This is a genomic window from Enterobacter sp. BIDMC109 (genome assembly GCF_001037885.1).
Classification (GTDB): Bacteria; Pseudomonadota; Gammaproteobacteria; order Enterobacterales; family Enterobacteriaceae; genus Enterobacter; species Enterobacter hormaechei_C.
This window is the reverse complement of sequence record NZ_KQ090002.1, coordinates 2,974,767-2,987,568: the sequence shown is the minus strand read 5'-3', so window position 1 is coordinate 2,987,568 and position 12,802 is coordinate 2,974,767. Positions and strand designations below refer to the sequence as shown.

The following is a 12,802-nucleotide window of genomic DNA, read 5'->3' as shown; positions in this document are numbered from 1 at the left end:
CGTTATATCTCCCTGAAAACTACACCTGTGATGGTCGGGGCGGTTCGGAGTTTTTATGTCTTTTGATTCCCTTGGTCTGAACCCGGAAATTCTGCGCGCCATCGCAGAGCAGGGCTACGTTGAGCCAACCCCTATCCAGCAGCAGGCCATTCCGGCCGTTTTGCAGGGCCGTGACCTGATGGCAAGCGCGCAGACCGGTACCGGTAAGACCGCGGGCTTTACCCTGCCGCTGCTGGAGCTGTTGGTAAAAAACCAGCCGCACGCCAAAGGCCGTCGTCCGGTGCGTGCGCTGATCCTCACCCCAACCCGCGAACTGGCGGCCCAGATTGGCGAGAACGTGCGTGAATACAGCCGCTACCTCAACATTCGTTCGCTGGTGGTTTTCGGCGGGGTAAGCATTAACCCACAGATGATGAAGCTGCGCGGCGGCGTGGACGTGCTGGTGGCAACGCCGGGGCGTCTGCTGGATCTGGAACACCAGAACGCGGTGAAGCTCGATAACATCGAAATTCTGGTGCTGGACGAAGCCGACCGTATGCTGGATATGGGCTTCATCCACGACATTCGCCGCGTGCTGGCGAAGCTGCCGACGCGTCGTCAGAACCTGCTCTTCTCCGCGACTTTCTCCGACGAGATCAAGGCACTGGCGGAAAAGCTGCTGCATAACCCGCTGGAAGTGGAAGTCGCGCGCCGCAATACCGCCTCCGAGCAGGTGACGCAGCACGTGCACTTTGTGGATAAGAAGCGCAAGCGGGAACTGCTCTCCCAGATGATCGGCCAGGGCAACTGGCAGCAGGTACTGGTCTTTACCCGCACCAAGCACGGCGCTAACCACCTGGCGGAACAGCTCAATAAAGACGGTATTCGCAGCGCGGCGATCCACGGCAACAAGAGTCAGGGTGCGCGTACCCGCGCGCTGGCTGATTTTAAATCCGGCGACATACGTGTGCTGGTGGCAACCGACATCGCCGCCCGTGGCCTGGACATTGAAGAGCTGCCGCACGTGGTGAACTACGAGCTGCCAAACGTGCCGGAAGACTACGTGCACCGTATCGGCCGTACCGGCCGTGCGGCGGCAACCGGGGAAGCGCTCTCTCTGGTCTGCGTGGATGAGCATAAGTTATTGCGCGACATCGAACGCCTGCTGAAGAAAGAGATCCCGCGCATTGAAACCCCGGGCTATGAAGTGGACCCGTCGATCAAAGCCGAGCCAATTCAGAACGGTCGTCAGGGCGGCGGTCGCGGTCAGGGCGGCGGTGGTCGCGGTCAGCAGCCGCGTCGTTCAGAAGGTGGCGCACCGAAATCTTCGGGCAAACCGCCGCGTCGTCATAACGACAGCAAACCGGCCGGTGAAAACCCATGGCGTAGCGGCGAAGGGAAACCGGCAGGCGAGGGGCAGCGCCGACGCCGCCCGCGTAAACCTGCTAACCCGCAGTAATCTGGAAGCCCGGTCGTAAAGCCGGGCTTTTCTTTTTGCGGCAGCGGAGAGAAAGTGCCACAATAGTGGCTGTTTATACAGTATTTCAGGTTTTCCGATGGCTTTAACCGCTGCGCTCAAGGCGCAAATTGGCGCATGGTATAAGGCGCTACAACAGCAGATCCCCGACTTTATCCCCCGAGCCCCGCAGCGGCAGATGATTGCCGACGTGGCAAAAACGCTCGCCGGGGACGACGGACGACATCTGGCGATTGAAGCCCCGACCGGCGTCGGGAAAACCCTGTCGTATCTCATTCCCGGCATTGCCATCGCGCGGGAAGAAGACAAAACGCTGGTGGTCAGTACCGCTAACGTGGCCTTGCAGGATCAGATCTTCAGCAAAGATTTGCCGCTGCTGCGCAAAATTATCCCCGATTTACGGTTCACCGCCGCCTTTGGTCGCGGGCGCTACGTCTGCCCGCGCAATCTGGCGGCGCTGGCCAGCAGTGAACCCTCCCAGCAGGATCTGCTCGCGTTTCTTGATGACGAGCTGACGCCAAACAACAAGGCGGAGCAGGAGCAGTGCGCAAAGCTAAAGGCCGATCTCGACGGCTACAGGTGGGACGGCCTGCGGGATCACACCAGCCAGGCGATCGGCGACGACCTGTGGCGCAGGCTCAGCACCGATAAAGCGAGCTGCCTGAACCGCAACTGTCATTACTATCGCGAGTGCCCGTTCTTTGTCGCCCGGCGTGAGATTCAGGAAGCGGAGGTGGTTGTCGCCAATCATGCGCTGGTGATGGCTGCCCTGGAGAGTGAAGCGGTCCTGCCGGAGCCCAAAAACCTGCTGCTGGTGCTGGATGAAGGTCATCATCTGCCCGACGTGGCGCGGGATGCGCTGGAGATGAGTGCGGAAATTACCGCCCCGTGGTTTCGCCTGCAACTCGATCTGTTCTGCAAGCTGGTGGCAACCTGCATGGAGCAGTTCCGCCCGAAAACCACGCCGCCGCTGGCGGTCCCGGAGCGGTTGAGCGAGCACTGTGAAGAGGTGTACGGCCTCATCGCCTCGCTGAATAACATTCTCAACCTGTATCTCCCCGCCACCCAGGAAGCGGAACACCGCTTTGCGATGGGTGAGTTGCCACAGGAAGTGATGGAGATTTGCCAGCAGCTGGCGAAGCACCTTGAAAAGCTGCGCGGGCTGGCGGAGATGTTCTTAAACGATCTCAGCGAGAAAACCGGTACCCATGACGTGGTGCGCTTGCACCGCATTCTGCTGCAAATGAACCGCGCGCTGGGCATGTTTGAGGCGCAGAGCAAACTCTGGCGGCTGGCCTCGATGGCGCAGGCGTCCGGGGCGCCAGTGACAAAGTGGGCCACCCGCGAAGTGCGAGACGGACAGGTACATCTGTTCTTCCACTGCGTGGGCATCCGCGTGGCCGATCAGCTGGAAAAGCTGATCTGGCGCAGCGTGCCGCACGTGGTAGTGACGTCGGCAACCCTGCGTTCACTGAACAGCTTCTCAAGGTTACAGGAAATGAGCGGCCTGAAAGAGAAAGCGGGGGACCGTTTTGTGGCCCTGGACTCGCCGTTCAACCACTGTGAGCAGGGCAAGCTGGTGATCCCGCGCATGAACTATGAGCCGCTTATCGATAACGAAGAGCAGCATATTGCGGAAATGGCGGCCTACTTCCGCGAGCAAGTTGAGAGTAAAAAATACCCCGGTATGCTGGTGCTGTTTGCCAGCGGCCGCGCGATGCAACGCTTCCTGGAGCACGTCACCGATCTGCGCTTACTCCTGCTGGTGCAGGGCGATCAGCCGCGCTATCGGCTGGTGGAAACGCACCGTAAACGCATTGATAACGGCGAGCGTAGCGTGCTGGTGGGGCTACAGTCCTTTGCGGAAGGGCTGGATTTAAAAGGCGACTACCTGACGCAGGTGCATATCCATAAAATTGCCTTCCCGCCCATCGACAGCCCGGTGGTGATCACCGAAGGCGAATGGCTGAAAAGCCTTAACCGTTATCCGTTTGAAGTGCAAAGCCTGCCTGCGGCGTCGTTTAACCTGATCCAGCAGGTCGGGCGCTTGATCCGTAGCCACGGCTGCTGGGGCGAGGTGGTGATTTATGACAAACGCCTGCTTACCAAAAACTATGGCCAGCGGCTGCTGAATGCGCTGCCGATCTTCCCGATTGAGCAGCCAGAAGTGCCGGAGGTAAAAAAACGCCCGGCAAAACCCTCTGCCGGGCGTACAAAAAGCATCCGTGCAAAGAGGCGCGGTCCTACTGGTAAGTGAATGTCACCTGAATCACGCTGCTGAACGTCCCGGCAGTGACGGGCATTGAGGTGGCGTAGTAGCGTGCGGACAGAGGAAAGGTTGCCGTGTGGTCGCTCGGATTGATGGCGGCGTTAAAGGCGGCCTGCGGGGCAATCAGTATTTTGTCCTGTCGGTCTGCCAGCTCCAGCGCCAGTCCCTTTGCGCTACCGATATTGGCAAATTTGGTCGGATGCACGCTGTCTGCCTGGCCATAGAAAAAGGCCGTGGCAAGCGCCAGCGTGGCTGGGCAGTGCGATACTGACAGGGAAAAGTCTTTCCACTCGCCGGTATCCCCCACGTCTCTAAAACTGCCCGACACCGCCTGGCCTAAGTCCACCGTCAGGTTGCGGCTGGCGCTGTCAATGACGCAGGTATTGGCGTAAATATTTCCCGTCATTTGGATCTGAATGTCGTCTGCGTGAGCCTGGGCCAGTAAGCCCACCGCCAGAAACGCGATTGTCTTTTTCATGTTTGTCACTTATAGGCGAGAGTGATGGTTGCTACGCTGTTGGCGGGGCCGGGCGTCACCACATCGCTGGTCTGCTCGTAGCGAACCTGAAAGGGGATATCCAGCGTTTCATTGGCAACGGCCTGGCTTTGGGTGTTGACGTAGGAGTCAAAGGTCGCGATATGGTCATCAAACAGCATTCTTACCCCGACGCCCCTTGCCATGCCCGTCTGCTTCGTCAGTTTGATCACTCCCTCAAATGCCGTTTCGTACCCGTTAGCACTGGTGATTTTTAGCTCAGGCTGAACGGTTGTGTCACAGTTAACGGTGATATTAAACGTCTGAGCGGGGCTGGATAAAAACCCCACGCTCATAAAATCACTGACGGGAAAATCGCCCAAATTAACGGTGAGATTTTTTGGCGAAACAGAGCAGGTGACCTGATGCAAAATGACGTTACCTGCATACGCAATATGATTAGGGCTGCCGATCCCTTCATGGCCAAAAACGCCAATGCCGAATTCGGTCTGAGACTGCACCAGCGTGCCGGAGGTCACGGCGTCGCTTGTTTTGACCAGTTCAAGCGTGACGTCAAAGTTGAACGACTGTGTGCCATCAGTAGAAACATAGGCAACAGGCGTTCCGCGTGAATCGCACTGTACTCCGCCGGCTCCGCTGATTCGCTGACCCTGATCGTTCATTAGTGCGACCCCAATTCCCGGTACGCCGGAATCATAAACGCCCCTGAGCCCAGGAATTTCCGCGCCGGTGCCGTAGTAGCAGGAAACAATTTCCAGACCGCTGTCAATACTCTGATCGCAGTGCCCGGCAACATGAACGCTTTGCTCTGTACCCGGGATAGTTGCGCCAACGGCCAGCGTCGTCGGGACAGAGATGGAGGCCACGTTAATCATTTTGGGCAGATCCGGCGTGGTGCAGGTCGCCTTCGCATGCGGCATAAATAACGCGGCGGTTCCCAGAACCAGTAAGAAAAAGCACTGTTTAATCATTTGCATAATCGTTAGCCTGAACGGTAATCAATGACACTGCGCGGCAGCGTTAATGATGCTGGTTTTCTCTTCCTCATCCGTTAGCGCATAGTCAGCGACGCAGTGCTCGCTCGCCTCCTGTCCCCAGGAAACGTTGAGATGCCCTTGCTGTGGCAGACCCGAGAGGTAAGTCTGGCCGTCATTTCCGACAATAAATTCGCTGTCCTTATCCCCGGTGGTGACCGTTGCGCCGAAGGGCAGCGGTTTACCATTTTGTGTAAGCGTCATCAGGACGCGATTACCCACGCGGGTAGTAAAGCTGGCGCGCACCACGGCCCCGCGGGTTGGCGTCACAATTTGCGCCGCGTGGGTGACGTCGGCATCCTCCGGCAGCGTTTCGGTATCCAGTGCGATGGTGTTATGGCGATACGCGGTCACGAACGGCACGACGGTATAGCCACGGAAGTCAGTCTCCACGCCTGTCTGGTTGGTGATATGGGTGCCGTGCGTACCCGGCGCTTTCACCAGCGCGATGGTGTCACCGAGCGGCTGGCTCAGGGTTATCCCGTTAGCGTGGGCCACCACGCCGCCCTGCAAACCGACGTTCAGGGTCTGCTGATACTTATCCTGACTGACGCCTGCGCTCACTTCGCCGTAGGTCGCTTTGTAATCGGTGTTGATGCTGGTGGAGTTACCGCTGCCGGTGCTGCTGAGCCCTTCCTGGATATTCCAGTTCAGGTTGTCTTCTTTCAGGGCCGTACCGTTAAGACCGATGTTCTGCGTGGTGCCATCTTTGGTGTTGTTCAGGTTGTACGTGGCCCAGGTATTATGCATCCAGCGATCCAGCGGAACCGAAACGCTCAGCGAGAACTGGTTGTCGTTTGTTACCTCATTACCGTCTTCATCGCTGTCGTGAGTGTTTTTGTTCATGCTGTAGCTGAGGCTGTAGCTCACGCCGTGCCAGCTGTTGTTGTAGCTGACGCTCAGGGAGGTCATGTTCTGGCTCTGGCTCCAGTAAGTTTCCTTCACCATGCTCAGCGTCACCGACCCCCAACCTTCTGGCAGCGTCTGGTCAATGGTGGCTTCTGTACGGGCGCGGCGCTGCTGGGGAGCAGACCAGTCGTCGGCGCGGGTATACGACTCCATAGTGTCGTCCAGGGTGTAAAACCCCTTGCTGTTATAGCGATAGCCCGCAAGCGAAAAGTTGGTGCCTGAACCGGCGAAATCTTTGCTGTAGCGTACGCGCCACGACTGGCCCTTGCTGGACTGCTGTTTTTTCAGCAGGGCTCTGGCGCGGGTCACGTCAATGGAGAACGCCCCGAGATCGCCCATGTTTTTCCCGGCGCCGAGCGCCTGGGACTGATAGTGGCTGCTCTGCTGCACGCCGCCATAGGCCGTGAAGCCGTGAGGTAAACCGTAGATGGCGCTTCCCTGGGCAAACGGGGTCTTTTCAACGTCTTTGTCATAAGAGCGATAACGCCCGGCGGTTACGCTGTAGCGCAGGTTTTTTTCACGCTGCAATACCGGCACGGAGGCAAACGGCACCACGAAATGGCTCTCGCTGCCGTCTGTTTCTTTCACCGTAACCTGGAGGTCACCGCTGCTGCCGGTGGGGTAGAGGTCGTTAATTTCGAATGCGCCCGGCGCGACCGTGTTCTGATAAATCACGTACCCGTTCTGGCGGACCATCACCAGCGCGTTGCTGTGGGCGGTGCCGCGAATAATAGGGGCATAGCCTTTTTCACTGTCCGGCAGCATGTCGCTGTCGGATTTCAGCTCCACGCCGGTGTAGGGGACGCTGTCAAAAACGTCGGAAGGTGAGGTGCTTTGCCCCACCGTCACGTCACTTTTCATTGCCACAATGTCGCGTTGCGCATAGGTATAAACGGAGGTGAATTTCTGTTCCTCCTCGTGGCCCGTGGTGCTGCGATTCCAGGTGGAGTAGTTACGAACGCGCCATGCCCCGAGGTTGAAGCCGGGACGCAGGTTAACGTACTGGCTGCTGCTATCCTCTTCACCCTGCTGGCGCGCATGGCTCTGGCTGGCGTTGACGCTGTAATTAAGCAGGCCCGCGTTGATCCCTTCGTCAAACTCTTTCGGGTCGATGTAACCGCGTGGCACCTGTCCGAGCGCCTTTTGCGGAATGCTCAGCAGCAGCTGCTGATTGCGCACGCGAAAGGTCGCGGATGCCGAAGGGATGGCGTGTAGATCGGCGCACTGACCTTCTGCCCTCAGCTGCGGATATTTTTGCGTTTTGATCCCGAGGCTCTTTAATTCGTCCAGTGTAAAACAGGGCTGAAGCGTGCTGGTGCCCTGCGGATCTTTAACTATGTTAAAGGTCACGTCACGGGTATCAATTTTATTGTTATTGATAAATACCGCGACCTGATATTTACCTGGCGCCTGACCGGGACCTTTTTCATAGACAGACAGATCGGTCTTTTCCTGCTGTGGGTTATCAATGTCCAGCAGGGCTGGGTTAAAATAATCATCAGCCAAAACCTGCTGCGCAAAGATCGCCATTGCCAGGCAACAAAAAGTCATCAGCAATGACGAAAATCGGCAGGTGAACGGCTTTTTATGGCGGTACATGATGATTTTATTACCGGGCAATATTATTAATGAACGTGTTTAGACCATGTCTGGCTGATGCTGCCGTAATCAGTAATAATGGAATACGCGACGGTCGAGCCTCCGACATTGCCAGGTAAAGCAAAATGCGTTTCAGTTTTTGGCACAGCCCAGGTGGCTTTCGTGATTTTCTGACCATTCAGGGTGACGGCCTGAAAATTCATATAGAAAGGCGTGGGATTGTTCACCACTAAATCATTCCCTTCGCGATGCCATTCAAGTTTATCGGCCATATCTTCTGGTTTGCCTTTTACCGCTGACGGGCGATAGAGCAATTTAATTCGGGTGTTAATGGCAATTTGCAGCGTATTTACACCCTCAACATGCTTTGAGGAAGGGATCGCTTTAATATTCAGCCAGTACAGAGATTCCCTGTCTTGCGGTAAATTTCCTCCCGTACGCACCACGCGCAGGACGTTATCCTCTTTCGCATCCAGTCGGAAAAGCGGCGGGGTGATCAGGAACGGGGCTTTGGCCGGGTTTTTACCGCCGGAATCGACCCAGGACTGCACCAGATAATCCGTGGTATCTGGATTTGAAAGACCAAGAGATGATTCCTTTTTATCTCCCTGATAGACCAGACGGGTGCCATTGATCACGACACCCGCCTGTGCCGAGGCTGCTACCAGTAAAAGAGTGCTCAGTAAATAACCGTGGCGCATAAAGATTTCTCATTAAAAAGATGAGATGTTAATGCCCGCAAGAGCATTAATATCTCAGGATTGATAAGATCAGTTATAAATAACGGTGAAGGTCGATACAGAGTTAGCAGGGCCCGCAGTGACTGCCGCCTGAGTTTGAATATAACGTGCACCAAACTCCAGGTCGTTAACCTCCGTACCGGAGACTAAAGGATATTGCATCGAAGGGGTATACAGGGTGACAGGCTGCCCGGAAGCATCCATTAGCTGAATCGCCACACCAGTAGCTGCACCGGTATCGGGCGTTAATGCCAGCGTGGCATTATTATTCGCATCCGGGGTACCACCGAAGTTAATCGCAGCCGAGGTTACGGTTTCCGGACAATTGGTTAACTTAATATCAAACTTCGTGAGTGTGCTGGTAGAGCCTGCGCCGGTAAATACCGTTTTAGATACTTTTCCTAACTGAACATCTAATGGATTACTTAATCCATTCACGACCTGGCAAGCAGAATCGATAATTTCTCCGGTGAAATTAATCTGCCCTTCACCGTTGATTGCCGCAAATGCGGATGCAGAACATCCCACCGCTGCGGCGATAAACAACCCTAATGCAACCTTGTTCATAGTAAATCCCGATGTGTTTCTGGCAAAAACGTTGCCTGGACGTTTTTACCGTTGACCCTTAATAACTTTCAGATGTTTATTTAATCAAAAAAAGGGCAGGTACGAATCTTTAGTTCCAATCACAAATAATGCAAATAGTGCTTGAGTTTATTTTTTTTACCTGAAAACAGCAGGTTGATAATGATCACAAAACACTATCGGGTGCGTGTTCATCGGGCTATATTGTTAACAAGATGATGCTGTCAGGAGAAATGTCGTGGATTACCGCAAAATTATCAAAGAGGTAGGGCGTGGGAAAAACCATGCTCGCGATCTGGATCAGGAAACGGCCCGTGCGTTGTACACGCATATGCTCAATGGCGACGTGCCGGATCTGGAAATGGGCGGCATTCTGATTGCGCTGCGCATCAAAGGGGAAGGTGAGGCGGAGATGCGCGGTTTTTATGAGGCCATGCAGTCGCAGACGATGCGTTTAACCCCGCCCGTCACGAAGCCGATGCCGATTGTGATCCCGACCTACAATGGCGCGCGTAAGCAGGCAAACCTCACGCCGCTGCTGGCTATTCTGTTGCAGAAACTCGGTTTCCCGGTGGTGGTGCATGGCGTGAGCGAAGATCCGACGCGCGTGCTGACAGAAACCATTCTGGAATTATTAGGCATCGAACCCACTCTCCATGCTGGCCAGGCGCAGGCAAAGCTGGAGGGGAACCAGCCGGTCTATATTCCCGTGCGCGCGCTCTGCCCGCCGCTGGAAAAGCAGCTGGACATGCGCTGGCGCATGGGGGTACGTAACAGCGCCCACACCCTGGCGAAGCTGGCGACGCCGTTTGCCGAAGACGCCGCGCTGCGTCTTTCCAGTGTCTCCCATCCGGAGTACGTGACGCGGGTCGGTCAATTCTTTGCCGAAATCGGCGGGCGAGCGCTGCTGATGCATGGAACTGAAGGGGAGGTTTACGCCAACCCGCAGCGTTGTCCACAGCTGATGCTGATTGAGCCTGCCGGGACGCGGGTCGTGCTGGAACGTGGGGAAGAGAACAGCGATGTGATCCTGCCTGAGTTGAAAGATCCGCAAGTCACCGCGCACTGGATCGTACAGTGTCTGGCCGGAAAGGTGCCGGTTCCGCAGTCTATCAAGCTGCAAATGGCCTGCTGTCTGCTGGCGGCAGGGGAAGTGGCGTCCGTGGACGCCGGGTTGCAGCGCGTGGCGCAGTCGTTTTAAGCAAAAAAAAAGCCCGTCCAGTGGCGGACGGGCAAACAAGGGTAACAACAACAGGGTCAATGAGGGTTGGAGCATCTCACCAGAGGGGAGGGTGAGGGTGGAGCATAATTTGTTCGATTACTTGTAGATAACCGCGGTACCGCTCAGTTTGTTATTACCGTTAGTGGAGGTGATGGTGTATCCACTTGCGCCGGCAGCGGCAGCTTTTTCCGCCAGTTTGGCTTCCAGACCGTCCAGCGTGGTCGCGCCTTCAGCACTCACCACCCCGATTTTGTTCAGATCCTGTGACTGAGTAGAGGAGACTGGCTCTACGGCGAAAGCGCCGAAAGACAGAGCGGACAGGGCAACAGCGGCAACAGCATATTTGATGGTTTTCATAGGTCAATTCTCGCAGGTTATTCTGTTAAGGGGACGATGTTCCGTCGATGTGATAAGTATCACGGTTTTTAGTGGAAGATAAAATCGAAGAGAATTGACGTGGTTACTCAAAAAAATTGAATGAAAAATAACTTATTGATTATTAATAAATTCAGAAGCGCAATTGACATTTCTTGGGGATGCGCTTTACAGAAGCCATCGGAAGGGCACGTTTTGCTACGCGTTTCGCTAAAAGTCGTGAGCGTAAAGTAAACGGCTGGCGCGGTTAACTTCGGTAAAGGAAAGTCAACGTAACTGGCTGTCTTTCGATCCTCTACGATTATATCCTGAATGTGCCGCATTTTTTGAATCTTTCTCCTGCTGACAGGCAATGCATAGCCGTACGCCAGGAATGGCTTTACGCCGTGCTTCAGGAATCGGATCCCCGCACTCTTCGCATTCCGTCAAACTTTCGCCGCGCGGAATTTCACCGCGAGCACGCGCGACCGCATCTTCAATGGTACTGTTGATCTGTTCGTTAACGGCGTCGTCATTCGCCCAGCCGGAAGCCATCATGTTCTCCTGATCTGTTTAAGCCATTCATCTTAATATGGGGTTAAAAAACGCACAGTCAAGGCGAAGGAAGGAAATGAGAACTGCATCTGCCTTGCAGATGCAGTGTGGGAAAAGAGGGCGTTATTTATAGATGGTCGCGGTGCCGTACATATGGTTATCGCCACCGGCGGCGTTCACCACGAAGCCTTTAGCCCCTTCCTGACGCGCTTTTTCGGCCAGCTTGTCCTGAAGGTCATCAAGGTTGCTTGCCCGGCTGACAGAGACCGTCCCGGCCGCACGTAGCTGGCTGGTGTCATTGCTGTCGGTCAGAGGTTGAACGGACCAGGCTGAGAACGATGCGCCTGCCAGCGCACCCGCAATAATAAAGGTCAGATACTTTTTCATAATCACATCCTCAGGGGAAACAACAGGTGATTCCTCTTAAGTTTAGAAGCCTGACGCGCGTGATTTAGCGCAAAAATTTGATGATGATCTGCTTATTTTTTGAACGATAAAATCTGACAATTTGCTGACAGATCATAGACATACAGGATGCTGATTTTCGTCGGTTTTTTGTGCAGCGCAGACAGATATTTACCCCCGCGCCGTCACAGGGTATCTTACGCGGCTGTCTAAAGGAGAATGCCATGACTTCCCAAAAGCCGGGATTGCACCCGCGTAACCGCCACCGTAGCCGCTACGACATGAAAGCCCTGTGCCTGAGCTGCCCGGAATTGCAGGATTTTATTGTTCAGACACCAGCCGGTGAACCGTCGGTAAACTTTGCCGATCCGCTGGCGGTTAAAACGCTGAACAAAGCGCTGCTGGCCCATTTTTACGGCGTTACGCACTGGGACATCCCGGATGGCTTTCTCTGCCCACCGGTGCCAGGACGTGCGGATTATGTCCATCATCTTGCCGATCTGCTGGCAGATGATAATGGCGGCGTGGTGCCGAAACAGGCCACCGTGCTTGATATCGGTACGGGCGCGAACCTGATCTACCCCCTGATAGGCGCACATGAGTACCAGTGGCGGTTTACCGGCAGCGAGATCGGCGCCGAGGCCTTTGCCAGCGCACAGGCCATTATCAACGCTAACCCAGGGTTAAGCCGGGCCGTTCGTTTGCGTCGTCAAAAGGATCCCGCTGCTATTTTCAACGGCATTATTCACAAGAACGAACAATATGATGCCACCCTGTGCAACCCGCCCTTCCACGACTCCGCCGCCTCCGCTCGTGCGGGAAGTGAACGCAAGCGGCGTAACCTGGGCCAGGCTGAAGATGGCGCGCTGAACTTTGGCGGCCAGCAGCAGGAGCTGTGGTGCGAGGGCGGGGAAGTGGCATTTATTCTGCGCATGATTGCCGAGAGTAAGGGCTTCGGTCGTCAGGTGAAATGGTTTACCACGCTGGTTTCCCGTGGCGATAACCTGCCGCCGCTTTACCGCGCCCTGACCGACGTCGGCGCGGTGAAAGTGGTCAAAAAAGAGATGGCGCAGGGCCAGAAGCAGAGCCGCTTTATCGCCTGGACCTTTATGGACGATAACAAACGCCGCAAATAGCACCCCATCGCAGGCCGGGTAAGGCGAAGCCGCCACCCGGCT

Annotated in this window: 12 protein-coding genes; 4 read left to right on the top strand and 8 right to left on the bottom strand. The window is 55.5% G+C overall.

Translation table 11 applies throughout. The annotated features are described in order from the left end of the window. Positions 1 to 55 precede the first annotated feature (55 nt). A complete protein-coding gene (gene rhlE, locus SK62_RS14115) occupies positions 56 to 1,438 on the top strand; it encodes an ATP-dependent RNA helicase RhlE (RefSeq protein ID WP_047718773.1) in 1,383 nt (460 codons plus the stop codon). 97 nt (positions 1,439 to 1,535) lie between these two features. Then, positions 1,536 to 3,713 carry an ATP-dependent DNA helicase DinG gene (gene dinG, locus SK62_RS14110; protein WP_015571073.1) on the top strand — a complete coding sequence of 726 codons (2,178 nt, stop codon included), beginning with the start codon at positions 1,536 to 1,538 and terminating at the stop codon, positions 3,711 to 3,713. Here dinG and SK62_RS14105 read toward each other — a convergent pair. From SK62_RS14105 to SK62_RS14085, 5 genes are all read right to left on the bottom strand, one after another. Beyond that, positions 3,700 to 4,203 carry a fimbrial protein gene (locus SK62_RS14105; protein ID WP_015571072.1) on the bottom strand — a complete coding sequence of 168 codons (504 nt, stop codon included), beginning with the start codon at positions 4,201 to 4,203 and terminating at the stop codon, positions 3,700 to 3,702. The genes dinG and SK62_RS14105 overlap by 14 nt on opposite strands. Positions 4,204 to 4,208: 5 nt before the next feature. Continuing rightward, positions 4,209 to 5,198 carry a fimbrial protein gene (locus SK62_RS14100; RefSeq protein WP_047718772.1) on the bottom strand — a complete coding sequence of 330 codons (990 nt, stop codon included), beginning with the start codon at positions 5,196 to 5,198 and terminating at the stop codon, positions 4,209 to 4,211. A gap of 21 nt (positions 5,199 to 5,219) precedes the next feature. Beyond that, on the bottom strand, positions 5,220 to 7,763 hold the full coding sequence (locus SK62_RS14095; RefSeq protein WP_139152745.1) for a fimbria/pilus outer membrane usher protein: 2,544 nt from the start codon (positions 7,761 to 7,763) through the stop codon (positions 5,220 to 5,222). A gap of 26 nt (positions 7,764 to 7,789) precedes the next feature. Further along, a complete protein-coding gene (locus SK62_RS14090; RefSeq protein ID WP_048249640.1) occupies positions 7,790 to 8,464 on the bottom strand; it encodes a fimbrial biogenesis chaperone in 675 nt (224 codons plus the stop codon). A gap of 69 nt (positions 8,465 to 8,533) precedes the next feature. Beyond that, positions 8,534 to 9,070, bottom strand: coding sequence for a fimbrial protein (locus SK62_RS14085; protein WP_047718768.1), 537 nt, complete (start codon positions 9,068 to 9,070; stop codon positions 8,534 to 8,536). Positions 9,071 to 9,326: 256 nt separating this feature from the next. Between SK62_RS14085 and ybiB the strand changes: the two genes are divergently transcribed. Then, complete coding sequence (gene ybiB, locus SK62_RS14080) at positions 9,327 to 10,289, top strand: DNA-binding protein YbiB (protein WP_047718766.1); 963 nt, start codon at positions 9,327 to 9,329, stop codon at positions 10,287 to 10,289. 117 nt (positions 10,290 to 10,406) lie between these two features. Here ybiB and ybiJ read toward each other — a convergent pair whose 3' ends face one another. The 3 genes from ybiJ to mcbA form a co-directional block, all read right to left on the bottom strand. Further along, positions 10,407 to 10,667, bottom strand: coding sequence for a DUF1471 family protein YbiJ (gene ybiJ, locus SK62_RS14075; protein WP_032670284.1), 261 nt, complete (start codon positions 10,665 to 10,667; stop codon positions 10,407 to 10,409). A 285-nt stretch (positions 10,668 to 10,952) separates the two neighbouring features. Then, complete coding sequence (locus SK62_RS14070; protein ID WP_017693765.1) at positions 10,953 to 11,219, bottom strand: DksA/TraR family C4-type zinc finger protein; 267 nt, start codon at positions 11,217 to 11,219, stop codon at positions 10,953 to 10,955. A gap of 123 nt (positions 11,220 to 11,342) precedes the next feature. After that, positions 11,343 to 11,606, bottom strand: a complete 264-nt coding sequence (gene mcbA / locus SK62_RS14065; protein WP_003858470.1) for a DUF1471 family periplasmic protein McbA — start codon at positions 11,604 to 11,606, stop codon at positions 11,343 to 11,345. A gap of 242 nt (positions 11,607 to 11,848) precedes the next feature. On the opposite strand from mcbA, the gene rlmF reads away from it, so the two are divergent. After that, positions 11,849 to 12,760, top strand: coding sequence for a 23S rRNA (adenine(1618)-N(6))-methyltransferase RlmF (gene rlmF, locus SK62_RS14055; RefSeq protein ID WP_017384919.1), 912 nt, complete (start codon positions 11,849 to 11,851; stop codon positions 12,758 to 12,760). The last annotated feature ends 42 nt before the right edge of the window (positions 12,761 to 12,802 follow it).

Coding starts and splice junctions, on each gene's coding strand:
- rlmF (WP_017384919.1), top strand. CDS start 11,849: ATGACTTCCCAAAAGCCGGGATTGCACCCGCGTAACCGCCACCGTAGC.
- dinG (WP_015571073.1), top strand. CDS start 1,536: ATGGCTTTAACCGCTGCGCTCAAGGCGCAAATTGGCGCATGGTATAAG.
- mcbA (WP_003858470.1), bottom strand. CDS start 11,606: ATGAAAAAGTATCTGACCTTTATTATTGCGGGTGCGCTGGCAGGCGCA.
- SK62_RS14105 (WP_015571072.1), bottom strand. CDS start 4,203: ATGAAAAAGACAATCGCGTTTCTGGCGGTGGGCTTACTGGCCCAGGCT.
- SK62_RS14085 (WP_047718768.1), bottom strand. CDS start 9,070: ATGAACAAGGTTGCATTAGGGTTGTTTATCGCCGCAGCGGTGGGATGT.
- rhlE (WP_047718773.1), top strand. CDS start 56: ATGTCTTTTGATTCCCTTGGTCTGAACCCGGAAATTCTGCGCGCCATC.
- SK62_RS14070 (WP_017693765.1), bottom strand. CDS start 11,219: ATGGCTTCCGGCTGGGCGAATGACGACGCCGTTAACGAACAGATCAAC.
- SK62_RS14100 (WP_047718772.1), bottom strand. CDS start 5,198: ATGCAAATGATTAAACAGTGCTTTTTCTTACTGGTTCTGGGAACCGCC.
- SK62_RS14095 (WP_139152745.1), bottom strand. CDS start 7,763: ATGTACCGCCATAAAAAGCCGTTCACCTGCCGATTTTCGTCATTGCTG.
- ybiJ (WP_032670284.1), bottom strand. CDS start 10,667: ATGAAAACCATCAAATATGCTGTTGCCGCTGTTGCCCTGTCCGCTCTG.
- SK62_RS14090 (WP_048249640.1), bottom strand. CDS start 8,464: ATGCGCCACGGTTATTTACTGAGCACTCTTTTACTGGTAGCAGCCTCG.